Source organism: Limnohabitans sp., from assembly GCF_023910625.1.
Lineage (GTDB): Bacteria > Pseudomonadota > Gammaproteobacteria > Burkholderiales > Burkholderiaceae_C > Limnohabitans_A.
In genome coordinates, this window is the sequence record NZ_JAAVVW010000003.1 from 1621639 (window position 1) to 1643942 (window position 22304).

A 22304-nucleotide genomic window follows, 5' to 3' on the forward strand; every position below is an offset into this window, starting at 1 on the left:
CCCCTTTTGGAGCCGCGAGTTATTGAAGGGCTTGCACTCCAGCAACCAGCCAGCCGCCGCCTTGCTTGGACTTGGTCATGTTCCAGACCTCGCGGAACGGGCTGGGGCCGGAAGATGCGTCTTCGCGGATCATGCCGTTGAATTCCACGCTGGCCATGTAGACATCGGCCTGCTCTTCAATACCCAACAGCTGCGCATCGAGCATGACCACCTCGGTCTTGTTGGGTTGACCTGGGAACTGGGCTTCACGCTCGGCCAACTGGTTGCGGATCTCGACCACCATGGCGTCGGTCATCATGGCGCGCAGGGCAGAGATGTCCGAGCGGTCCCAGGCGTCCTGGAGCGTCACGAAATTGCGTTTGGCTGCGCTGACAAAGTTGTCGACATCAAAACCAGCAGGGATGCCCCAGGTTTGCGAGCCGCTCAAGGGGTCGCTGCTGTGGACGTTCAGGCCGGAGCCGATGCCCGAACCGATCATGGAACCGGTGGACTGGGAGGCCGTTGAACCGTCAAATCGAGTGTTTTGGCTTTCCCAAGGGCGGGCGGAAGCATCGTTGCCCACGTTGTTGGGACTGTACTGTTTGAAAGTGGCCGGGTTTTGAGATGATCCGCCGGCACCTTGGTAAGCCAAGCCACCCGACTGAGCCACGCCACCACGGCGGGCTCGCATGACCATGCCGATCACGGCAACCACTGCCACGCCAATCAACAAAGCCATCAAGATGTTGCCAAAGGCTTCACCCATGCCGAGTGAGCTGGCCAACCAGGCCAAACCCAAGCCAGCGGCCAAGCCACCCAACATCGCGCCCCATGGGCGCTTGGGTGCGGCCGCAGCAGGGGCAGCACCGGGTTTGGCGGCATTGGCAGGAGCGGCGTTTTGCGCTGGTGCAGCCGGTGTTTGGGGTGCGGCATCGCGCTTGGTCACTTGGTTGGATTGCTGTCCGACAGACTTGCCGCCACCCATGCGGCGTGCAGCCTCGGCGTTCAGACTGCCCAAGGCCATCACGCCAGCGAGCATCAGGGTAACAAGTTTGCTGTTCATGGTGTCTCCATCTCAGTAAATTCAGTTTTCAGGCGTCAACATTTGATGCCCAAATGCAAGGCTACCACCCCCGCAGACAAATTGTGAAAATCCACATGACCAAATCCGGCATTTTTCATAAGGGTTTTCAGCTCTTGCTGCCCAGGGTGCATCCGGATCGATTCGGCCAGGTAACGGTAACTGTCGGCATCGCCCGCCACCAGCTTGCCCAAATTGGGCAGGATCTTGAAGCTGTACCAGTCGTAGGCTTTTTCAAGGGGCTTGGCCACCTTGGAAAACTCCAGCACCAGCAACTTGCCCCCCGGCTTGAGCACGCGGCACATCTCTTTGAGCGCCACGTCCTTGTGCGTCATGTTGCGCAGGCCAAAGGCCACGCTGACCACGTTGAAGTGGCCATCTGGAAAGGGCAGCTTCTCGGCATCGCACACCAGCGTGGCCAAGGCCAAGCCGTGGTCGACCAGGCGGTCACGCCCGGTGGAGAGCATGGCTTCGTTGATGTCGGTGTGCACCACGCGGCCGGTGGCACCCACCTTTTTGGCAAACGCCATGGCCAAGTCACCCGTGCCACCTGCAATGTCCAGCACCTGATCGCCCTCTTTGAGGTTGGCCACTTGCACGGTGTAAGCCTTCCAGACGCGGTGCAGGCCCATGGACATCAGGTCGTTCATCACGTCATATTTGGACGCGACCGAGTCGAACACGCCGCGCACGTGCTTGGCTTTTTCGGTCTCGTCGACGGTTTTGAAACCGAAGTGGGTACTGCTCATGTTCGTCACCTCAATGCTTGTGACCGCAACTGCCACCCGCTGAGGCTTCGATCATGGGCGCGTCCCGGCTCATGCCCGCGGCTTGCAGGCGGTCTTCGTACTGTTTCCAGAGAGCGGCCTCTTGGTCGCCCAGAAAGTACAGGTATTCCCAGGTGAACAGGCCCGATTCGTGCCCATCCGTGAAGGTGGGTTTCACGGCGTAATTGCCCACAGGCTCGATCTCGGCAATGCCGACCTCGCGCTTGCCGGTCTGCAGCACTTCCTGGCCGGGGCCATGGCCTTGCACCTCGGCCGAGGGCGAATACACGCGCATCAACTCAAACGGGATGCGGAACTGCGCCCCGTCGGAAAACCCGATCTCCAGCACCCGGGTCTGACCGTGCAGGGTCAGCGACTCGGGGTGGGGCATGTCTTTTTTCAATCCGGCCATCTTTTGCTTTCGAAATCTTGCTGTCGGGTTGCGCGTTGGGCTTACACCAGCACGCGCTCAATGCCGCCTGCGTTGGCAGCGCTCACGTATTCGGGCATCCAGTTCTCGCCCAGGATGTGTTTGGCCATCTCGACCACGATGTAGTCGGCTTCGAGCAGACCGTTTTGCAGGTCGTCTTGGTAGCGGTTCAAGCCCATCAGACAGCTCGGGCAAGAGGTGAGAATTTTGATGTTCTCGTCTGCTTTGACCGCGCCCGATTGACGCAAAGCGACCTCGCCTTTGCGAATTTCTTCTTCTTTGCGAAAGCGAATCTGTGTGGAGATATCAGGGCGTGACGTGGCCAAACCACCGCTTTCACCACAGCAGCGACTGCTCTCCATCACACCATCGCCCAACAATGCTGTGACAGTTTTCATGGGCGCTTGCAACTTCATCGGGCTGTGGCAAGGGTCGTGGTAGAGGTACGCGCCTTGGGATTCGAGCTTGATGCCTTTTTCGAGCAGGTACTCGTGAATGTCCACGATGCGGCAGCCCGGGAAAATCTTGTCGAACTCGTAGCCCTGCAGCTGGTCGTAGCAGGTGCCGCAGCTGACCACCACCGTCTTGATGTCGAGGTAGTTGAGCGTGTTGGCCACGCGGTGGAACAGCACCCGGTTGTCGGTGATGATTTTTTCGGCCTTGTCGAACTGACCCGAACCCTTTTGCGGGTAACCGCAGCACAGGTAGCCCGGTGGCAACACCGTTTGCACGCCCGCATGCCACAGCATGGCCTGCGTCGCCAAGCCCACTTGGCTGAACAGGCGCTCGGAGCCGCAGCCGGGGAAGTAAAACACCGCCTCGGTCTCCGCACTCGTGGTTTTAGGGTCACGGATGATCGGCACGAAGTCTTTGTCTTCGATGTCGAGCAAAGCACGAGCGCCCTTCTTGGGCAGGCCCCCAGGCATTTTCTTGTTGATGAAGTGAATCACCTGCTCCTTAATCGGCGGTTGTCCCACAGACGCTGGAGGTGCCTTGGTTTGCTGACGTGCAAAAACATTCAACACGCGGTTGCCAAAGCGTTGCGCCTTGAAACTGATTTTGGTCAACGCCTGACCCAACGCAATGGCGTTCGGACTGGCGGTACCAATGAACCAAGACTGAAACTCCGCCGCTGGCCGGAAGCTCTTTTGCCCCATCTTGCGCAGCAGGTTGCGCATGTTCATCGACACTTCGCCAAAGTCGATGTTCACCGGGCAAGGCGTCAGGCACTTGTGGCAAACAGTGCAGTGATCGGCCACGTCTTCGAACTCTTGCCAGTGCTTGATGGAGATGCCCCTGCGCGTCTGCTCCTCGTACAGAAAGGCCTCGACCAGCAATGACGTGGCCAAGATTTTGTTGCGCGGGCTGTAGAGCAAATTGGCACGCGGCACATGCGTGGCGCACACGGGTTTGCACTTGCCGCAGCGCAAGCAGTCTTTCACGCTGGCAGCGATCTCACCTATGTCCGACTGCTGCATGATCAGCGACTCGTGGCCCATCAGGCCAAAGCTGGGGGTGTAGGCGTGCGTCAGGTCGGCCGCGTGCACATCGTCACCCAAGCCCGTGAGGGCTGCGCCGCGCAGCAGCTTGCCTTTGTTGAAGCGCCCTTGCGGGTCCACTTTGGCTTTGTAGGCGGTGAAGTTGGCCAACTCGGCGTCGGTCAAAAACTCCAGCTTGGTGATGCCAATGCCATGCTCGCCCGAGATGACACCGTCAAGACTGCGCGCCAGCACCATGATGCGGGCCACCGCTTCGTGCGCGGTTTGCAGCATCTCGTAGTTGTCGGAGTTGACCGGAATGTTGGTGTGCACATTGCCGTCACCGGCATGCATGTGCAGCGCCACCCACACGCGGCCCTTGAGCACGCGCTGGTGAATGGCCGTGACCTCGTTCAGTAATCGGCAGGAAAGGCCGAGCCCGAGAAGATGTTCTGGAAAGCCGGACGGATTTGCGTCTTCCAGCTGGCACGCAAAGTGTGCTCTTGCAGCTGGGGGAACAGCGCATCGACTTGCGTGAGCCAGCCTTGCCACTGCGCCTGCACCTCGCGCACCACGGCCAGGGCTTGCGCCACACGGTCTTCGAGTAACTCGGCAGACGGGATGTCGTTGGCATCGTCTTGCTTGCCCAAAGGCAGGTTGCCACGCTCCAAAAAGGCTTCGATTTCACGGCACAGCTTGAGCTTGTTGCGCAGCGACAGCTCAATGTTGATGCGCTCGATGCCGTCGGTGTACTCGGCCATGCGCGGCAAGGGGATCACCACGTCTTCGTTGACCTTGAAGGCGTTGGTGTGGCGCGAAATGGCCGCTGTTTTCTTGCGGTCCAACCAGAACTTTTTACGCGCTTCGGGGCTGATGGCAATGAAGCCTTCGCCGCTGCGCGAGTTGGCGATGCGCACGATCTCGGACGTGGCTTTGGCCACGTCGTCGGCATTGTCACCGGCGATGTCGCCGATCAAGACCATCTTGGGGAAGCCGCCGCGCTTGGACTTGGTGGAGTAACCCACCGCCCGCAAATAGCGGTCGTCCAGATGCTCCAGACCCGCCATCACGGTGCCGGTGCGCTTTTGCTCGGCAAACATGAAGTCCTTGATCTCGACGATGCTGGGCACCGCCTCGCGGGCGTGGCCAAAGAACTCCATGCACACGGTGCGGGTGTGCGTGGGCATGCGGTGCATCACCCAGCGGGCGCTGGTGATCAGGCCGTCGCAGCCTTCTTTTTGCACACCCGGCAAACCGCTCAGGAACTTGTCGGTCACGTCCTTGCCCAGGCCTTCTTTGCGGAAGGTTTTGCCGGGGATGACCAGGGTTTCGGTGCGGATCGGGGTTTTGCCGTCGGCCTTGAAGTAGCGCAGCTCAAACGTGGCCACTTCGGCATCGTGGATTTTGCCCATGTTGTGGTCCATGCGGACCACATCCAGCCATTCGGCGTCGGGGGTGACCATGCGCCAGCTGGCCAGGTTGTCCAGCGCCGTGCCCCAGAGCACGGCTTTTTTGCCGCCCGCGTTCATGGCGATGTTGCCGCCAATGCAAGAAGCTTCTGCAGAGGTCGGGTCCACCGCAAACACAAAACCGCCGCGCTCAGCCGCATCGGCCACGCGCTGGGTGACCACCCCGGCTTCGGTCCAGATGGTGGGAATCGGGTGGGCCACGCCGGGCAGATCGAACATCTCGACCTCGGTCATGGCTTCGAGTTTCTCGGTGTTCATCACCGCGCTCTTCCAGGTCAAGGGAATAGCGCCGCCGGTGTAGCCCGTGCCGCCGCCCCGGGGCACGATGGTCAGGCCCAGGTCGATACAGCCCTTGACCAGACCCGCCATTTCTTCTTCGGAGTCAGGTGTCAGGACCACAAAGGGGTATTCCACGCGCCAGTCGGTCGCGTCGGTCACGTGGCTCACACGCGAGAGGCCATCGAATTTGATGTTGTCCTTGGCCGTGAGTCGGCCCAAAGTCTTTTGCACCTGGCTGCGCAGCTTGGCCATGCGGCCAAAGCGCTCATTGAACTGCGTCACGGCCTGGGTGGCCATGGCCAACAGTTGGCCGACCAAGGCGTCGCGGGCGGCGTCCACGCTGGGGGTGCGGCGCTTTTGCACCTCGCCCAGGCGATGCTGCAAGGCTTCCACCAGCAGTTTGCGGCGGGCCGGGTTGTCCAGCAGGTCGTCCTGCAGATAAGGGTTGCGCTCCACCACCCAGATGTCGCCCAACACTTCGTACAGCATGCGGGCAGAGCGGCCCGTGCCGCGCTCCTGGCGCAACTGGTTCAGCAGATCCCAAGCCGACTCGCCCAGCAAGCGCAGCACGATTTCGCGGTCTGAAAAGCTGGTGTAGTTGTAAGGAATCTCGCGCAAGCGCGGCGCATCGGCGTCGGCTTGCATCAAATGTTGGAGCGTGGTGGGAGCATTCATGGGGGGTGCACGGTCAAAGGCGTGGGTGAAAACGCGTTCAGCCAGACCTGGACGGAGGCGTCAAACCGGCTGAGAACAGATGTTACCGCAGTGCAGCAAACACGCGCCGGGGGTGGGGACACCTGTCACGCAGGGGTCTGGACTCATGGAAAGTCCGGGTTGTCACGGATCTTTCACAGGGTTTTAATCAGCAATACCTTTGAATCAGACCCAATACAAGGCGATGGCCTTCAAGCTTGGACACCCCATTGGACACCCCAAGCGGTCGATTCATTCTTGTTTTACCCCTATCAGGAGCCCGCACGAAACTCAAACTCTCGATCACCGCCCTGGCCTTGGGCCTGGCCAGTCTGTCGGCCCAAGCCCAAACCGAAATTCAATGGTGGCACTCCATGGGCGGCGCCTTGGGCGAATGGGTCAACGACCACGCCAAAGACTTCAATGCCAGTCAGACACAGTACAAAGTTGTGCCCACGTTCAAGGGCAGCTACGACGAATCCATGACGGCGGCCATCGCCGCCTTCCGTGCGGGCAACGCCCCGCACATTCTGCAGGTGTTTGAAGTGGGCACCGCCACCATGATGGCCAGCAAAGGCGCCATCGTGCCTGTAGGCAAAGTGATGGCTGACGCTGGCGTCAAGTTCGAGCCTAAAAACTACGTGCCTGCAGTAGCTGGCTACTACACGGCCCCTAACGGCCAGATGCTGAGCTTTCCTTTCAACAGTTCCACCACGGTCTTTCACTACAACAAAGATGCCTTCAAGGCTGCGGGCCTTGACACTGAAAAACCACCCAAAACCTGGCCTGAAGTCGCGCTGGCGGCTGCCAAGCTCAAGGCCTCGGGTCACAAGTGCCCTTTCACCACCAGCTGGGTGAGCTGGACACAGCTCGAGAGCTTCTCGGCCTGGCACAACACCGAATTCGCCACCAAGGGCAACGGCATGCGCGGCATCGACGCCCGTCTGAACTTCAACAGCCCCTTGCATGTGCGCCACATCGAGAACCTGGCCAACATGTCCAAAACCGGCTTGTTTGTTTATAAGGGCCGGGGCAACGCGGCCGATGCGGTGTTTGTGTCTGGCGAATGCGCCATGACCACGGGTAGCTCTGCGCTGTATGGCAACATCAAGCGCAACGCCAAGTTCGCCAGTGGCATCAGCACCTTGCCTTACTACCCCGATGTGACCGGTGCGCCGCAAAACACCGTGATTGGCGGCGCCAGCCTTTGGGTGATGTCGGGCAAGAAGGCCGAGGAATACAAGGGCGTGGCCCAGTTCTTCGCCCACCTGTCCAAGCCCGAAGTCGATGCCCGCAGCCACCAGCGTACGGGCTACCTGCCTTTGACACCCGCCTCGTTTGAAATGACCGAGAAATCGGGCTTCTACAAGCAAAACCCTGGCACCGATGTGTCGGTGGAGCAGATGATCCGCAAGACCACTGAAAAGTCACGCGGCATCCGCTTGGGCAACTTTGTGCAGATCCGCACCATCAACGACGAAGAGCTCGAACAGGTCTGGGCTGGTAAAAAAGGCCCCAAAGAAGCGCTGGACGCCGCGGTCAAGCGTGGCAACGAGCAACTCGAGCGCTTCCAAAAAGCCAACAAGTGAGTGTTGAACCCGGGCAGGTTGCCCAGGTTTTGTCTTGAAAACAGGGGCCACGCGCCCCTGTTTTTTGAGCTTTTGTGGCTCGCCTAAACTCTGCCCCTATGGAAAAACGCGTTCGATTCCAATCCCGATGGTTGCCCTGGCTGCTCATAGCGCCGCAAATGGCCATCGTGCTTGTTTTCTTTTTCTGGCCCGCCGGTCAGGCCTTGTACCAAAGTGTGTTGTCGCAAGACGCTTTTGGCCTGAGCACCGAATTTGTCGGCATGGAGAACTTCGAGCGCCTGTTTGCTGACAGCACTTACCTCGAATCCTTCAAAACCACGGCTGTTTTTTCTTTGCTGGTGGCCGTTTGCGGCTTGGTCATTTCGCTTTTGCTGGCCGTCATGGCCGACCGCGTGCTCAAAGGCGCGGCCATCTACAAAACCTTGCTCATTTGGCCTTATGCGGTGGCCCCGGTGGTGGCGGGCGTGCTGTGGCTGTTCATGTTCGCTTCGCCCATGGGCGTCATCGCCTTTTATTTGCGCTCAGTGGGCATCGAGTGGAACCACCTGCTGGACTCTGGCCACGCCATGACCCTGATCGTGTTGGCCGCTGTGTGGAAACAGATTTCCTACAACTTCCTGTTCTTTTTGGCTGGGCTGCAGTCCATCCCCAAATCCCTGCTGGAGGCAGCGGCCATCGACGGAGCCAGCCCCTTGGCACCGCTTTTGGACCATCGTGTTCCCGCTCTTGTCACCCACCACATTTTTTCCTCTTGGTCATCAACGTGGTCTACGCCTTTTTTGACACCTTCGGCATCATCGACGCCACCACCCAAGGCGGCCCCGGCAAGGACACCGCCATCCTCGTCTACAAGGTCTATTACGACGGCTTCAAGGCGCTGGACATGGGCGGCTCGGCCGCGCAGTCGGTGATCCTGATGCTGATCGTGGTGGCGCTGACGGTGGTGCAGTTCCGTTTTGTCGAGAAAAAAGTCCAGTACTGAGCCCGCCCCATGATTGAAAAACGCCCCGGCCTCACGGTCTTGTCCCACCTGGTGCTGATCCTGGGGGTGGTGATCGTCGCCTTCCCGCTGTACCTCACCTTTAGTCGCCTCGACCCAAAGCGCCGACCGAGATCGCCCAATCGGTGCCCATGTCCATGTGGCCCTGGCAGCCACGCGCTGGAGACCTACAAAACCGCCTTGTTTGGCGGCGAAACCAGCGCTGGCAGCCGCATCCCGGCGGCAGCGCCCATGATGTGGGTCAGCCTGGTCAGTGCGCTGGTGATTGCCATTGGCAAGATCGCCATTTCATTTGTTGTCGGCTTTTGCCATTGTGTATTTCCGCTTCCCCTTGCGCAATTTGGTGTTCTGGATGATTTTCGTCACCCTGATGCTGCCCGTCGAAGTGCGCATCGGCCCGACCTACGAAGTGGTCTCCAACCTGGGCATGCTCAACAGCTACGCGGGCCTGACGGTGCCGCTGATCGCCTCGGCCACGGCCACGTTTTTGTTCCGGCAGTTTTTTCTCACGGTGCCCGACGAGCTGGTGGAAGCTGCGCGCATGGACGGCGCGGGGCCGATGCGCTTTTTCATCGACATCTTGCTGCCGCTGACACGCACCTCGATCGCCGCCCTGTTCGTGATCCAGTTCATTTATGGCTGGAACCAATACCTGTGGCCGCTTCTGGTGACGACCAACGAAGACATGTACCCGGTGGTCATGGGCATCAAGCGCCTGATCGCGGGTGAGGCTTACACCGAATGGAACGTGGTCATGGCCACCGCCATCTTGGCCATGCTGCCCCCGGCGCTGGTCGTCATCCTGATGCAAAAATGGTTCGTCAAAGGCCTGGTTGATACGGAAAAATAAATACGCCGGGGACAGACCAACGCGAAGCGTTGCTCTGTCCTCGTCAAATTAACAAGCCGGGGACAGACCCATGCGAAGCGTTGCTCTGTCCTCGTCAAATCAATAACCCGGAGACAGACCCATTTGAAGCGTTGCTCTGTCCTCGTCTGATCAAAAAACATATGGCTTCCATCACCCTCTCTCACATCCTCAAAACCTACGGTGCAGGCGACAAAGCCAACACCGTCATCCACGACCTGAGCGCCGAGATCGCACACGGTGAATTTGTCGTCATCGTCGGCCCCTCGGGCTGCGGCAAATCCACCCTGCTGCGCATGGTGGCGGGCCTCGAAGACATCTCCGGTGGCTCCATCTCGATTGGTGAGCGCGTGGTCAACGGCCTGGAGCCCGCCGAGCGCGACATCGCCATGGTGTTCCAGAACTACGCGCTTTACCCGCACATGAGCGTGTTCGACAACATGGCCTATGGCCTGAAAATCGCCAAAGTGCCGGTGGCCGAGATCAAAACCCGCGTGGACAAGGCTGCCGCGATTTTGGAGTTGTCGCAACTGCTGCAGCGCAAACCGCGCGAACTGTCGGGTGGCCAGCGCCAGCGCGTGGCCATGGGCCGCGCCATCGTGCGCCAGCCGCAGGTGTTTTTGTTTGACGAGCCGCTGTCGAATCTGGACGCCAAGCTGCGCGCCCAGACCCGGCTGGAAATTCAGAAACTGCACCGCGAATTGGGCATCACCAGCCTGTTTGTCACGCACGACCAGGTCGAAGCCATGACCTTGGCCCAGCGCATGATCGTCATGAACGGCGGCCACATGGAACAGTTCGGCACACCCGAGGAGGTCTACAACCGCCCGGCCAGCACCTTTGTGGCCAGCTTCATTGGCTCGCCCCCGATGAACTTGCTGCAGCACGCTCCGGGCACACCCGCAGGGCAAATTTTGGGCATCCGCCCCGAGCACCTGGACATCACGCCTGTCACCGAAAACGGTGGCTGGACACTGACGGTAGACACCGTGGAATTGCTGGGCGCCGAGCGCTTGGTGCACGCCCGCCTCGGCCAAGAAACGCTGACCCTGCGACTGGACGAATCAGTGCCCGCGCCTCAACCGGGCAGCACCTTCCACGCCACGCCACGCGCCGACCGACTGCACTGGTTTGACAGGGCCTCGCAAAAACGCATCGCCTGAAGAGCACCATGAAACACTGGCCCTACCCACGCTGGATTGCCCACCGAGGCGCTGGCAAGCTTGCCCCGGAAAACACCCTGACCGCCTTCCGGCTGGGCGCAGCGCAAGGCTTTCGCATGTTCGAGTGCGATGCCAAGCTCAGCGCAGACGGCGTGGTGTTTTTGATGCACGACGCCACGCTGGAGCGCACCACCAACGGCAACGGCATCGGCGGTGACCTGCCTTGGCATGCCCTGTCGCAGTTGGACGCTGGCGGCTGGCATTCGCGGGCTTTTGCGGGCGAGCCACTGCCCACTCTGGAAGCACTGGCCCGGTTTTGTCTGGCGAACCGCTACCTGCTGAACATCGAAATCAAACCCACGCCGGGCACTGAAGCGGCTACGGGCGACGCGGTTGCGCGTCTGGCGGCGCAACTGTGGCAAGGCGCCGAAATCCTCCCCCTGCTGACATCTTTCAAACCCGACGCGCTGGCGGCAGCGCAAACGGCGGCACCCGAGTTGCCGCGTGGCCTGCTGGTGGATACGCTGTGGGACGGCTGGTTGGAAAAGGCTTTGGCGCTGCAGTGCTGCGCCGTGGTCGCCAACTACGCCCTGTGGGACAGCGCCACCGTGGCCCAAGTCCACGGCACTGGCATGCGGTGCCTGAGCTACACCGTCAACGACGACTGGGCCGCCCAGCACCTGCTGGCCCTGGGCACCGACGGCATCATCACCGACCGGGTGGATGGGTTCAGTCCGATCTGAATCAACCCCCGTCAGTCGAGCTTGGCCCCCGATTTCTGAACCACCAGCGCCCAGCGCGGCATTTCACTGGTCAAAAATTTGGCAAAGTCATCGGCCCCCAAAAAAGCCGGATCGGCCCCTTGTGTCACCATGCGCGATCGGATGTCGGGCTGGTTCATCACCGCCTTGAAGGCATCGCTGAGCTTGTTGACCACGTCTTTTGGGGTGCCCGCAGGGGCCAGAAAGCCATAAAAGCCCACCACTTCAAAATTCGCAATACCCGTCTCCATCACGGTCGGGATGTCGGGCAGGGCCGGGTTTCGCTCGCGGCTGGTCACGGCCAGTGCACGCACTTTGCCCTGCTTGTGGTACTGCGCTGCCTGCGGAATACTTTCAGCCATGAACTGCACTTGGCCTGCCATCAGGTCAATGAAGGCGGGGGCACTGCCCCGGTAAGGGATGTGGACCATGAACAGACCCGTGGCCGACTTGAACATCTCGGGCACCAAATGGCTACTGCCACCATTGCCCGCAGAGCCGTAATTGATCTGCCCAGGGCGGGCCTTGGCATAGTCCACAAATTCCTTCAAATTGTTCACCGGCACTTTGGGGTTGACCATCAAGGCCAGTGGCTGCATCGCCGTGCGTGCCACCGGCACAAAATCGCGCAGCGTGCTGTAAGGCAGCTTGGTGTACAGCGCTGGGTTGATGACCATCACCCCGGTGTTGGCCAGCATGAGGGTATGGCCATCGGGTGCAGAGCGCATCACCTCTTGCGCCCCCACGGTGCCGCCTGCGCCCGCTTTGTAATCGATCAGGACGGGCTGACCCAACTGGGCCTGCAGCCGATCGGTCAGCAGACGCGCGTGCTGATCCAGTGGCCCCCCTGCCGGGAAACCCATCACCACCCGGATTGGCTTTGTCGGAAAGGCCCAGGCACTGCCCAAGGCCAGGACACTCAAAGCACACAAGGCACGGCGTTTCATTCCAATCATGTTTGTCTCCTTTTGAACATGTACCCTGGACCGCGGGGATACGGCCCTGGACTCATTTTCGGGCCCAGCCACGGTGCATCACCCATTCGGCAGTGGCCGCCACCAGCACCAAAGCGATGTAGGTGCACATTTTCCCATCCTGACCTTGCAGCCACAAACCTGCTGCCAGCACCAACACTCCACTGACAGCATGGACTGCCATGCGTCGGCCTGTGTCGGGCCCGCGCACGCCCATGACCCAGCGCCCCGCCCAAGGCATGCAGACAGCCATGACCAAAGCCGGCAGCACAAAGTTGAACAGGTGCACAAGGAGTTGCCAATAGCTCATGGGGTCTGCGTCTGTGGGTGGTTCAAGGCTTCCCAGCCTCAGGGTAAAAATGGCAATTGTGCATGGAAAGCAACGTCAGCAGGCTTCATGACTCCAGTGTCAAGCGAAGTTGACACGTCGTGCCTATAATGCCCCTCATGGCTGTATGGACCCTCGGTTTGAACCACACCACTGCGCCGCTGGATCTGCGCGGTCGGTTTGCGTTCGCCGTGGACAAACTGGTGCCCACCCTGCACGGTTTGCGCCGAGATTTGGCACACCGTATCGCCCAAGAGCCCGAAGCAGCCATTTTGTCGACCTGCAACCGCACGGAAATATACTGCGCTGCCGACCAAGCGGCCACGCACGACACCTTGACTTGGCTGGCCCAAACCGGTGGTGTCAATGCCTCTGAACTGCACGCCCACACGTATTTGCTCGAAGGCAATGAGGCGGCCCGCCATGCTTTTCGCGTGGCCAGCGGCCTGGACTCCATGGTATTGGGTGAAGCCCAGATTCTGGGCCAGCTCAAGGACGCCGTGCGTGCGGCCGAGCAAGCCGGTGCCCTGGGCAGCACCCTCAACCAATTGTTCCAGCGCAGCTTCGCCGTGGCCAAAGAAGTGCGCAGCTCCACCGAAATCGGTGCCCACTCCATCAGCATGGCCGCTGCCTCGGTGCGCCTGGCCAGCCAGTTGTTCGAAGACATCCAAGACATCCGCATCCTGTTTGTCGGTGCGGGTGAAATGAACGAGTTGGTGGCCACCCACTTTGCAGCCAAGCAGCCCAAAGGCATGGTGATTGCCAACCGCAGCCTGGACCGCGCCGAGTTGCTGGCCCACCGATTTGGGGCCGAGGTCATGCCCCTGTCCGACCTGCCCGAACGCTTGCACGAGTTCGACGCGGTCATCAGCTGCACCGCCAGCACCTTGCCCCTGATTGGTTTGGGTGCGGTCGAACGTGCCCTTAAAAAACGCAAATACCGCCCCATGTTCATGGTCGATCTGGCGGTGCCGCGCGACATTGAGCCCGAAGTCAAGTCGCTGGACGATGTTTACCTTTACACCGTGGACGACTTGGCGGGCGTGGTGCAATCGGGTCAAGCCCACCGCCAAGCGGCCGTGGCCGAGGCCGAGGTCATCATCGACGCCGGGGTGCAAAGTTTCATGCATTGGATGGGCCAACGCGGCACCGTGCCCCTGATCCAGCAGCTGCAAAACCAAGCCGACGCTTGGCGCGAAGCCGAAATGGTCCGCGCCCGCAAGTTGCTGGCACGGGGCGATGACCCGATCGCCGTGATGGAGGCCCTGTCCAAAGGCCTGACCCAGAAAATGCTGCACGGCGCCCTGGCCGAGTTGCGCGGGACCGACTCCGAGCACCGCGAGCACACCATTCAAACTGTGCAGCGCGTCTTCTTGCGCAAAGAGCGTTAGCGGCTTGGCTTGGCAGGTCGGCACATCAACACCGACACCCTCCCTGCTCCATGCCCGTTGGAATTCAAGATCCAACTTTCAAAAATTCTGGCCGCATGAAACCCTTTCTTATCCAGCAACTCGAACGCTATGCCCTGCGCTTGACCGAGCTGGACTTTTTACTGTCCCGCGAAGACATCATGGCCGACATGACGCAGTTCCTGAAACTCTCTCGGGAACATGCCGAGGTCAGCGCCGTGGCCTCGCGCTTTGCCCGCTTTCAGCAGCGCAGCGCCGATCTGGCCACAGCCCAAACCATGTTGGATGACGAAGACCTGCGCGAGATGGCCGAAGAAGAAGTGGCCAGCGCCAGCGCCGAACTGCAAAGCCTGGAATCAGAGCTGCAGCGCATGCTGCTGCCCAAAGACCCCGACGATGCCCGCCCCGCTTTTGTGGAAATTCGCGCAGGCACCGGAGGCGACGAATCGGCCTTGTTCGCGGGCGACTTGCTGCGCATGTACACCCGCTTCGCCGAAAGCCAGGCTTGGCGTTGCGAGATCATCTCGGAGTCGATGAGCGAACTGGGCGGCTACAAAGAAGTCGTGGTGCGCATCGAAGGCGACCAGGTGTATGGCGCGCTCAAGTTCGAATCGGGCGGCCACCGGGTGCAGCGCGTGCCCGCGACCGAAACCCAAGGCCGCATCCACACCAGCGCCTGCACGGTGGCCGTGCTGGCCGAGCCAGACGAGGCCGAAGCCATCAAGATCAACCCGTCTGATTTGCGCATTGACACCTACCGCGCCAGCGGCGCGGGTGGGCAGCACATCAACAAAACCGACTCGGCGGTGCGCATCACCCACTTGCCCACCGGCATCGTGGCCGAATGCCAAGATGGCCGCAGCCAGCACAGCAACAAGGCGCAAGCCCTGAAGGTGCTGACCGCCCGCATTCAGGAAAAAGACCGGTCCGAACGCGCCGCCAAAGACGCGGCCGAGCGCAAAAGCCTGATCGGCAGCGGCGACCGCTCCGACCGCATCCGCACCTACAACTTCCCGCAAGGGCGCCTGACCGACCACCGCATCAACCTCACGCTGTACAAGCTGCTCACCATCATGGAAGGCGATTTGAAAGACGTGGTCGATGCACTGCAGGCCTACGAAGCCGCAGAACAACTGGCTGCACTGGAAATCGGGGCGTCTGCGTGATGGACCCGCGCGCCAGCCCCAGCGTGGCCGATTGCCTGCAACAAGCCCACAGACAAGGGCTGGCCCGCGTGGACGCGCAGATGCTGCTGCTGCATGCCTTGGCGCGCCCGGTGCATGAGCGCGCCTGGCTGCTGGCCCACGACACCGATCTGTTGACCGAGGCGCAACAACACAACTGGGGCCAAGCCCTGCAGCGCCGCCTGCAAGGCGAGCCCGTGGCCTATATCACCGGGCACAAAGACTTTTTTGGCCTCACGCTGAAGGTGGACGCCCGTGTGCTGGACCCGCGCCCCGACACGGAAATCCTGGTCGAATGGGCGCTGGAATTGCTGCCTTCAAGCCAGCCAACCCGCGTGCTGGACCTGGGCACCGGCAGCGGGGCCGTGGCGCTGGCCCTGCAGCACCACCGCCCTGCCGCACAGGTGACGGCGGTGGACGCCAGTGCCGACGCCCTGGCCGTGGCCAGCGCCAATGCCCAGCGCCTGAACTTGGCCGTGAAGTGTGTGATCAGCCACTGGATGGACGCCGTGCCGGGTCCATTTGAGCTGATCGTCTCCAACCCCCCCTATGTGGCCGAAGGCGACCCGCACCTTGCCGCCCTGACCCATGAGCCCCTGAGCGCGCTGACCAGCGGCACAGATGGCCTCGATGACATCCTCCAGATCATTGCCCAAGCCCCCAGCCGCCTCGCCCCGGGCGGCTGGCTGCTGCTCGAACACGGCTGGGACCAAGCGGCCCCGGTGCAAGCCCTGCTGCGCGAAGCCGGTTTTGTGCAGGTGCAGTCGCGCCGCGATCTGGGCGGTTTAGAGCGCTGTACAGGCGCAGTCATGCCAAAGTGACAGCAACATCCCTGCAAAAATGGCAGACTTTCAATCAGAGACATAATTCACTTCATTCGACACCGACCCCACTTGGAGCAACAACATGAGCGACACCCAACAACGCATCGACGAACTCGTCAAAGGCAACGAGATCACCCTGTTCATGAAAGGCAACGCCAGCTTTCCCATGTGCGGGTTTTCAGGCCGTGCCATCCAACTGCTCAAGGCTTGCGGCGTGGACCCCAAGACGGTCAAAACCGTGAACGTACTGGACGACGCCGAAATCCGCCAAGGCATCAAGGAATACAGCAACTGGCCCACCATCCCCCAGCTCTACGTCAAGGGCGAATTCATCGGCGGCTCGGACATCATGATGGAAATGTACGAATCGGGCGAGCTGCAACAAGTGATCAACGGCCAGGCCTGATTGGCCAAGGGCGGCGGCCCTGCCACCCCGAATAGCCACCTGCGGGTGGCTTTTTCACTGCTGGCCCGTGCACCTCAATCTTCCGCTTGCAACCACAGCCGCTGCGCCGCTTGAACGGCCTGCGGATAAGCGCTTTTTCCGCGTGAACCGTTGTAACGACCCAGCCCCATGAAAATGTCGCCCCGTTCCCGGTCCAGGTAGTGGCGCAGGATCACGCAACCAAAACGCAGGTTGGTCTGCATGTGGAACAGGCGGCTGTCGTCGCCGTCGCCGATCAGGCGCGCCCAAAACGGCATGACCTGCATGTAGCCGCGTGCCCCGGCGCTGGAAATGGCGTATTTGCGAAACGCGCTTTCGACCTGCACCACGCCCAGCACCAGCGACAGCGGCAGGCCTGCGCGGCGGGCTTCGTACCAAAGGGTTTGCAAAAATTCTTGGCGCTCGGTGGGGTTCTTTTTGTGGCGTGCCAGACGCTGACTGCTGGCCGCTTGCCATTGCGCATAGGCCTGCTGATCTGCAGTGGTGGGCAGCAGGGGCTCAGGCGGCGCTGCCGCTGCCACCGCCGCGCTCAGGGCCGAACGCACGGCGTGCGACAGGGGCTCTTCGATTTGCCGTCCGGCATGCGTCAGCCCGGCGGGCAACAGGGTCCCGCACAGGCTGAGCAAACAAGCCCGGCGGCTGGGCAAGACCGAGCGCGTCATGGGCCGGGGTGCGCGGTTCAGGGGGCCAAACGCCCCTTGAGGTGGCCCTGAATATCGGCCACCGACACTTTGCTCGATTCGGCATCCCGGCGGTGCTGGTACTCGACCAAACCGTCTTTGAGGCCCTTGTCGCCAATCGTGATGCGGTGCGGCACGCCGATCAGTTCCCAGTCGGCAAACATGGCACCGGGGCGCTCGCCCCGGTCGTCCAGGATGACATCCACCCCGTCCGCCAACAAGGCGGCATAGATGCGTTCGGCCTCGGCCTTGACGGCTTCGCTGCGGTCCATGCCAATGGGACAGACCACCACGGTGAAGGGGGCGATGGCGTCGGGCCAAATGATGCCGCGTTCGTCGTGGTTTTGCTCGATGGCAGCGGCGGGCAGGCGGGTGATGCCAATGCCGTAGCAACCCATTTCCAGAAACTGGGGCTTGCCGTTTTCGTCTAGGAAGGTGGCACTCATGGCCTTGGAGTATTTGGTGCCCAAATAGAACACATGGCCCACTTCAATGCCGCGCTCAATGGCCAGTTCTCCCAGACCGTCAGGCGACTTGTCACCCGTGACCACGTTGCGGATGTCGGCCACCAGCGCAGGCTCGGGCAGGTCACGGCCCCAGTTGACGCCAGTGATGTGGAAGTCTTCTTCGTTGGCGCCGCAGATCCAGTCGACCATCACGGCCACGTCGCGGTCGGCCACCAGGTGCACGGGCTTTTTGAGGTTCAGCGGGCCGAGGTAGCCGGGCTTGCAGCCGAAGTGGTCTTCGATCTCGCTCAAGGTGGCAAAACGGAAGCCGCCTTCCATGCCGGGCAGCTTGCCGACCTTGACTTCGTTCATGTCGTGGTCGCCACGCAAGAGCAAGAGCCAAACTTGCGATTTGACGATCTCGCCCTGCTCGTTCAGGGTGTCGGTGGCCAGCACCAAGGATTTGACGGTGGTGGACAGGGGCACGTTCAGCAAAGCGGCCACGTCTTCGCAGGTGCTCTTGCCTGGGGTGGGGGTCTTGGTCAGCGCTTGCGATGCCGCGCCGCGCGGCTGGCTGGGGGCCAGGGCTTCGGCTTTTTCGATGTTGGCGGCGTAGCTGCTGGTGGGGCAATAGACGATGGCGTCTTCGCCCGTGGCAGCGATCACCTGGAACTCTTCAGACAAATCTCCCCCGATGGCCCCGCTGTCTGCGGCAACTGCGCGGTAGGTGAGGCCAAAGCGGTCAAAGATCTTGCGGTAGGCCCCGGCCATCACCTGGTAGCTGGCCTTGGCGCTCGCCACGTCGCGGTCAAAGCTGTAGGCGTCTTTCATGGTGAATTCGCGGCCACGCATCAGGCCAAAACGGGGGCGGCGCTCGTCGCGGAATTTGGTCTGGATTTGGTAAAAATTTTTGGGCAACTGTTTGTAACTGCGCACTTCCTGGCGCACCACATCGGTCACCACTTCTTCGCTGGTGGGCTGGATCACGAAATCGCGGCCATGGCGGTCCTTGATGCGCAGCAATTCAGGGCCCATCTTGTCAAAGCGGCCGGTCTCTTGCCACAGCTCAGCCGGCTGCACCACGGGCATGGTCATCTCAATGGCGCCTGCGCGGTTCATCTCTTCGCGCACGATGGCTTCGACCTTGCGGATCACGCGCAAACCCATGGGCATGTAGTTGTAGATGCCTGCGCCCAGCTTTTTGATCATGCCGGCGCGGGTCATGAGCTTGTGGCTGACCACTTCAGCGTCGGCGGGGGCTTCTTTGAGGGTGGAAATGAGGAACTGGGAGGCTTTCATCGCGGCGGGCTAACTCAGCAGGGGGATCAGGGAAACATCCAAGAGCAAGCGCCTGTGCGGCGTGCATAATGGACACAATTTAAAAATTTGAGGTTGATTATGCTTGACCGTGAAGGCTTTAGGCCAAACGTCGGCATCATTCTGCTCAACCAGAAAAACCAGGTTTTCTGGGGCAAGCGCATCCGTACCCACAGCTGGCAGTTTCCGCAGGGTGGCATTGACCGGGGTGAAAGCCCTGAACAAGCCATGTTCCGTGAACTGCACGAAGAAGTGGGGCTCCACCCGGAGCATGTGCGCATCGTGGCCCGAACCCGTGACTGGTTGCGCTATGAGGTGCCGGACCGCTTCATCCGACGGGATGCACGCGGCTTTTACAAGGGCCAGAAACAGATCTGGTTCCTTTTGCAGATGGTGACGCACGACCACCACCTGAACTTGCGTGCCACCGACCACCCCGAGTTTGACGCTTGGCGTTGGAACGACTATTGGGTGCCGCTCGATGTGGTGGTGGAGTTCAAGCGCGGCGTGTATGAAATGGCGCTGACTGAACTGGCCCGCTATTTGCCCCGGCAAGAGCGGCAAAACCGCTATTTGCGTGGCGGCAGCCGCGCCCCACGAGATCTAGGCGTCGACCACGATCACAGCGAGATGCAACCACCCTTGCACATGGAGTTGCCCCCGGGTGCCAGCTTCGACCCGAACCCGCAAGGCTGACTCGCCCTGCGTTGGCTGGTTTCGATCCCCTTGACTTCAGCGGCTCAGGATCAGGTTGTCCCGGTGCACCATTTCGGGCTCGGCGGTGTAGCCCAGCAAGGCCTCGTAGTCGTGCGAGGGCTTGCGGCACAACAAACGGGCCTCGGCACTGGCGTAATTGGCCAAGCCCCGAGCAATTTCGGCACCCTGCTCATCCCGAATGGCGATCACATCGCCGCGTGAAAAATCACCCGCGACGCCTGTCATGCCGATGGGCAGCAGGCTTTTGCCTTCGGTCAGCACTTTGTGCGCTGCACCCGCATCCACGGTGACCGAGCCGCGCAGCTGCAGGTGGTCAGCCATCCATTGTTTGCGGGCTTGTTGTTTGGCGGTCTGGGCCACCAGCAGGGTGCCCATGTTGTCGCCCTGGCACAAGCGCAGCAAGGCATCGGGCTCACGTCCCCAGGCGATCACGGTGGATGCGCCAGAACCGGCTGCCCGTTTGGCCGCCAGGATTTTGGTGATCATGCCGCCCCGTCCAATGCTCGAACCCGCACCGCCTGCCATGGCTTCCAAGGCCAAATCCCCAGCATGGGCCTCGTGCACGAAGGTGGCCGAGGGGTCTTTGCGCGGGTCGGCGGTGTACAAGCCTTTTTGGTCGGTCAGGATGATCAGCAAGTCGGCTTCGATCAGGTTGGCCACCAAGGCACCCAAGGTGTCGTTGTCGCCAAACTTGATCTCATCGTTGACCACCGTGTCGTTTTCGTTGATCACGGGCAACACCTTGTGTTGCAGCAAGGTGAACAAAGTCGAGCGGGCGTTGAGGTAGCGCTCGCGGTCGGCCAGGTCGGCATGCGTGAGCAAGACCTGGGCGCTGCCCATGCCGTTTTCGCGCAGCTTGGTTTCGTACATTTGCGCCAGACCCATCTGGCCCACAGCGGCAGCGGCCTGCAAAGCAGGGACTTCGCTCGGGCGAGTGGTCCAGCCCAGGCGCTTCATGCCTTCAGCAATCGCGCCGCTGGAGACCATGACCACTTCTTTGCCTTGGCTGCTCAGCAGCGCCATCTGGCGACACCACTCGCCAATCGCGCCCTCGTCCAGACCGCGCCCTTCATTGGTCACCAGGCTGGAGCCGACTTTGACGACGATGCGGCGCGCATCGCGCAACAGGGTGGAAACGGCGGCAGAAGACATGCTGGGGTTTTACTGGGCGTGAAGAAAAAAGGACAAATTTAGGCGCACGCCACCGGATCAATCCGCATCAGACGGCAGCGGCTTGAAACGCGGGTCATCGGCATCCGGCTCTTGCGGCTTGTCCTGTTCGGTGAAGCGGGGGTCAATCTCCACAATGCCCTGCTCGATGATTTGCTGGGCACGGATGTGTTTGTAGATTTCCTTGATCAGCGGCTCGCAACCTTCACGGGTCAGGGCAGAAATTTGAAAGACGGGGCCTTTGTAACGCATGCGCTTGATGAATTCCTTCAACCGCGCTTCGCGCTCCTCGGTTGGCACCATGTCCAGCTTGTTCAGCACCAGCCAGCGGGGCTTGTTGTACAAACCGGGATCGTATTTTTTAAGCTCCGCCACGATGGCCTTGGCCTGCTGCACCGGATCGACGTTCTCGTCAAAAGGCGCAAAGTCGACCACATGCAAGAGCAAACGGGTGCGCTGCAAATGGCGCAGGAACAAATGGCCCAAGCCAGCACCTTCTGAGGCGCCCTCGATCAGCCCCGGCACATCGGCCACCACAAAGCTTTGTTCGGGGCCCACACGCACCACGCCCAAGTTGGGGTGCAAGGTGGTGAAGGGGTAATCGGCGATTTTGGGGCGGGCATTGGAGACGGCCGCGATGAAGGTGGACTTGCCCGCATTGGGCATGCCCAGCAGACCGACATCGGCCAGCACCTTCAATTCGAGCTTGAGCTCTTTCTTCTCACCGAGCCAGCCGGGTGTTTTTTGGCGGGGCGCGCGGTTGATCGCGCTTTTGAAGCGCATGTTGCCAAAACCACCGTCGCCACCCTTGGCGATCATGATGGTTTCACCCGGCTCCAGCAACTCATAGAGCACTTCGCCGGTTTCGGCATCGGTGATGATGGTGCCCACCGGCATTTTGAGGGTGACATCGTCGCCGGCAGCGCCGAACATGTCGGAGCCCATGCCGTGCTGGCCGCGTTTGGCATCGTGCCTGCGCGAGTAACGGTAATCGACCAAGGTGTTCAGGTTGATGTCGGCAAAAGCAAACACATGACCGCCTCGCCCGCCATCTCCCCCGTTGGGACCACCGAATTCTTTGTATTTTTCATGGCGGAACGAGACGCAGCCGTTCCCGCCGTCACCTGCGGAGATGTCAATATAGGCTTCGTCAACGAACTTCATGGGGTATCCAGTGTAGCGGTGGGCCCGAGATCAAAAGGTCAGCGGGCCAGAATGCGAAAAGCCCCGGCTTGCGGGGCTCCTCTTCGCCA

At 60.9% G+C, this 22304-nt stretch carries 17 protein-coding genes and 3 pseudogenes; 10 read left to right on the top strand and 10 right to left on the bottom strand.

Annotated features, from left to right (window positions below; translation table 11 throughout):
• Positions 1-19: 19 nt before the first annotated feature.
• The 4 genes and pseudogenes from HEQ17_RS11095 to HEQ17_RS11110 all read right to left on the bottom strand — a co-directional run bounded on the left by HEQ17_RS11095 (position 20) and on the right by HEQ17_RS11110 (position 6158).
• Positions 20-1042: a TIM44-like domain-containing protein gene (locus HEQ17_RS11095; RefSeq protein ID WP_296292807.1), complete on the bottom strand. Its 1023-nt coding sequence runs from the start codon at positions 1040-1042 to the stop codon at positions 20-22.
• A gap of 35 nt (positions 1043-1077) precedes the next feature.
• A complete protein-coding gene (gene ubiE, locus HEQ17_RS11100; protein WP_296292808.1) occupies positions 1078-1809 on the bottom strand; it encodes a bifunctional demethylmenaquinone methyltransferase/2-methoxy-6-polyprenyl-1,4-benzoquinol methylase UbiE in 732 nt (243 codons plus the stop codon).
• 10 nt (positions 1810-1819) lie between these two features.
• Positions 1820-2239, bottom strand: coding sequence for a DUF971 domain-containing protein (locus HEQ17_RS11105; RefSeq protein ID WP_296292809.1), 420 nt, complete (start codon positions 2237-2239; stop codon positions 1820-1822).
• 41 nt (positions 2240-2280) lie between these two features.
• A pseudogene (locus HEQ17_RS11110) lies at positions 2281-6158 on the bottom strand (FAD/FMN-binding oxidoreductase).
• Between the two features lie 320 nt (positions 6159-6478).
• Here HEQ17_RS11110 and ugpB point away from each other — a divergent pair.
• From ugpB to ugpQ, 5 genes and pseudogenes are all read left to right on the top strand, one after another.
• Entirely contained in the window at positions 6479-7765 is a 1287-nt protein-coding gene (ugpB, locus tag HEQ17_RS11115) for a sn-glycerol-3-phosphate ABC transporter substrate-binding protein UgpB (RefSeq protein ID WP_296293737.1), read from the top strand.
• 98 nt (positions 7766-7863) lie between these two features.
• Positions 7864-8747, top strand: a pseudogene (ugpA, locus tag HEQ17_RS11120) (sn-glycerol-3-phosphate ABC transporter permease UgpA).
• Positions 8748-8756: 9 nt separating this feature from the next.
• A pseudogene (gene ugpE, locus HEQ17_RS11125) lies at positions 8757-9615 on the top strand (sn-glycerol-3-phosphate ABC transporter permease UgpE).
• Between the two features lie 161 nt (positions 9616-9776).
• Positions 9777-10796 carry a sn-glycerol-3-phosphate ABC transporter ATP-binding protein UgpC gene (gene ugpC / locus HEQ17_RS11130; RefSeq protein WP_296292810.1) on the top strand — a complete coding sequence of 340 codons (1020 nt, stop codon included), beginning with the start codon at positions 9777-9779 and terminating at the stop codon, positions 10794-10796.
• 8 nt (positions 10797-10804) lie between these two features.
• Positions 10805-11539: a glycerophosphodiester phosphodiesterase gene (ugpQ, locus tag HEQ17_RS11135; protein ID WP_296292811.1), complete on the top strand. Its 735-nt coding sequence runs from the start codon at positions 10805-10807 to the stop codon at positions 11537-11539.
• Positions 11540-11550: 11 nt separating this feature from the next.
• On the opposite strand, the gene HEQ17_RS11140 is transcribed toward ugpQ, so the two are convergent.
• Together HEQ17_RS11140 and HEQ17_RS11145 are read right to left on the bottom strand one after the other, a co-directional pair.
• Complete coding sequence (locus HEQ17_RS11140) at positions 11551-12504, bottom strand: tripartite tricarboxylate transporter substrate binding protein (protein ID WP_296293738.1); 954 nt, start codon at positions 12502-12504, stop codon at positions 11551-11553.
• 61 nt (positions 12505-12565) lie between these two features.
• Positions 12566-12841 carry a hypothetical protein gene (locus HEQ17_RS11145; RefSeq protein ID WP_296292812.1) on the bottom strand — a complete coding sequence of 92 codons (276 nt, stop codon included), beginning with the start codon at positions 12839-12841 and terminating at the stop codon, positions 12566-12568.
• A 137-nt stretch (positions 12842-12978) separates the two neighbouring features.
• Between HEQ17_RS11145 and hemA the strand changes: the two genes are divergently transcribed.
• From hemA to grxD, 4 genes are all read left to right on the top strand, one after another.
• Entirely contained in the window at positions 12979-14250 is a 1272-nt protein-coding gene (hemA, locus tag HEQ17_RS11150; protein WP_296292813.1) for a glutamyl-tRNA reductase, read from the top strand.
• 95 nt (positions 14251-14345) lie between these two features.
• Entirely contained in the window at positions 14346-15434 is a 1089-nt protein-coding gene (gene prfA, locus HEQ17_RS11155) for a peptide chain release factor 1 (RefSeq protein ID WP_296292814.1), read from the top strand.
• Entirely contained in the window at positions 15434-16273 is an 840-nt protein-coding gene (prmC, locus tag HEQ17_RS11160) for a peptide chain release factor N(5)-glutamine methyltransferase (protein WP_296292815.1), read from the top strand. The genes prfA and prmC overlap by 1 nt, the downstream gene beginning before the upstream one ends.
• Before the next feature lie 85 nt (positions 16274-16358).
• Positions 16359-16682, top strand: a complete 324-nt coding sequence (gene grxD / locus HEQ17_RS11165; protein WP_296292816.1) for a Grx4 family monothiol glutaredoxin — start codon at positions 16359-16361, stop codon at positions 16680-16682.
• Between the two features lie 74 nt (positions 16683-16756).
• Here the strand turns inward: grxD and HEQ17_RS11170 are convergent, their stop codons facing one another.
• Together HEQ17_RS11170 and HEQ17_RS11175 are read right to left on the bottom strand one after the other, a co-directional pair.
• On the bottom strand, positions 16757-17383 hold the full coding sequence (locus tag HEQ17_RS11170) for a lytic transglycosylase domain-containing protein (RefSeq protein WP_296292817.1): 627 nt from the start codon (positions 17381-17383) through the stop codon (positions 16757-16759).
• A 17-nt stretch (positions 17384-17400) separates the two neighbouring features.
• On the bottom strand, positions 17401-19146 hold the full coding sequence (locus HEQ17_RS11175; protein ID WP_296292818.1) for a proline--tRNA ligase: 1746 nt from the start codon (positions 19144-19146) through the stop codon (positions 17401-17403).
• A gap of 99 nt (positions 19147-19245) precedes the next feature.
• On the opposite strand from HEQ17_RS11175, the gene HEQ17_RS11180 reads away from it, so the two are divergent.
• The gene (locus tag HEQ17_RS11180) at positions 19246-19860 is read left to right on the top strand and encodes an RNA pyrophosphohydrolase (RefSeq protein WP_296292819.1); all 615 of its coding nucleotides are present in this window, start codon (positions 19246-19248) and stop codon (positions 19858-19860) included.
• Positions 19861-19896: 36 nt separating this feature from the next.
• Here the strand turns inward: HEQ17_RS11180 and proB are convergent, their stop codons facing one another.
• Entirely contained in the window at positions 19897-21033 is a 1137-nt protein-coding gene (gene proB / locus HEQ17_RS11185; RefSeq protein ID WP_296292820.1) for a glutamate 5-kinase, read from the bottom strand.
• A gap of 57 nt (positions 21034-21090) precedes the next feature.
• Positions 21091-22215: an Obg family GTPase CgtA gene (gene cgtA, locus HEQ17_RS11190; RefSeq protein ID WP_296292821.1), complete on the bottom strand. Its 1125-nt coding sequence runs from the start codon at positions 22213-22215 to the stop codon at positions 21091-21093.
• Between the last annotated feature and the right edge of the window lie 89 nt (positions 22216-22304).

Coding starts and splice junctions, on each gene's coding strand:
- HEQ17_RS11145 (WP_296292812.1), bottom strand. CDS start 12,841: ATGAGCTATTGGCAACTCCTTGTGCACCTGTTCAACTTTGTGCTGCCG.
- hemA (WP_296292813.1), top strand. CDS start 12,979: ATGGCTGTATGGACCCTCGGTTTGAACCACACCACTGCGCCGCTGGAT.
- HEQ17_RS11175 (WP_296292818.1), bottom strand. CDS start 19,146: ATGAAAGCCTCCCAGTTCCTCATTTCCACCCTCAAAGAAGCCCCCGCC.
- cgtA (WP_296292821.1), bottom strand. CDS start 22,215: ATGAAGTTCGTTGACGAAGCCTATATTGACATCTCCGCAGGTGACGGC.
- HEQ17_RS11140 (WP_296293738.1), bottom strand. CDS start 12,504: ATGAAACGCCGTGCCTTGTGTGCTTTGAGTGTCCTGGCCTTGGGCAGT.
- prfA (WP_296292814.1), top strand. CDS start 14,346: ATGAAACCCTTTCTTATCCAGCAACTCGAACGCTATGCCCTGCGCTTG.
- ugpQ (WP_296292811.1), top strand. CDS start 10,805: ATGAAACACTGGCCCTACCCACGCTGGATTGCCCACCGAGGCGCTGGC.
- proB (WP_296292820.1), bottom strand. CDS start 21,033: ATGTCTTCTGCCGCCGTTTCCACCCTGTTGCGCGATGCGCGCCGCATC.
- prmC (WP_296292815.1), top strand. CDS start 15,434: ATGGACCCGCGCGCCAGCCCCAGCGTGGCCGATTGCCTGCAACAAGCC.
- HEQ17_RS11170 (WP_296292817.1), bottom strand. CDS start 17,383: ATGACGCGCTCGGTCTTGCCCAGCCGCCGGGCTTGTTTGCTCAGCCTG.
- HEQ17_RS11095 (WP_296292807.1), bottom strand. CDS start 1,042: ATGAACAGCAAACTTGTTACCCTGATGCTCGCTGGCGTGATGGCCTTG.
- HEQ17_RS11105 (WP_296292809.1), bottom strand. CDS start 2,239: ATGGCCGGATTGAAAAAAGACATGCCCCACCCCGAGTCGCTGACCCTG.
- HEQ17_RS11180 (WP_296292819.1), top strand. CDS start 19,246: ATGCTTGACCGTGAAGGCTTTAGGCCAAACGTCGGCATCATTCTGCTC.
- grxD (WP_296292816.1), top strand. CDS start 16,359: ATGAGCGACACCCAACAACGCATCGACGAACTCGTCAAAGGCAACGAG.
- ugpC (WP_296292810.1), top strand. CDS start 9,777: ATGGCTTCCATCACCCTCTCTCACATCCTCAAAACCTACGGTGCAGGC.
- ubiE (WP_296292808.1), bottom strand. CDS start 1,809: ATGAGCAGTACCCACTTCGGTTTCAAAACCGTCGACGAGACCGAAAAA.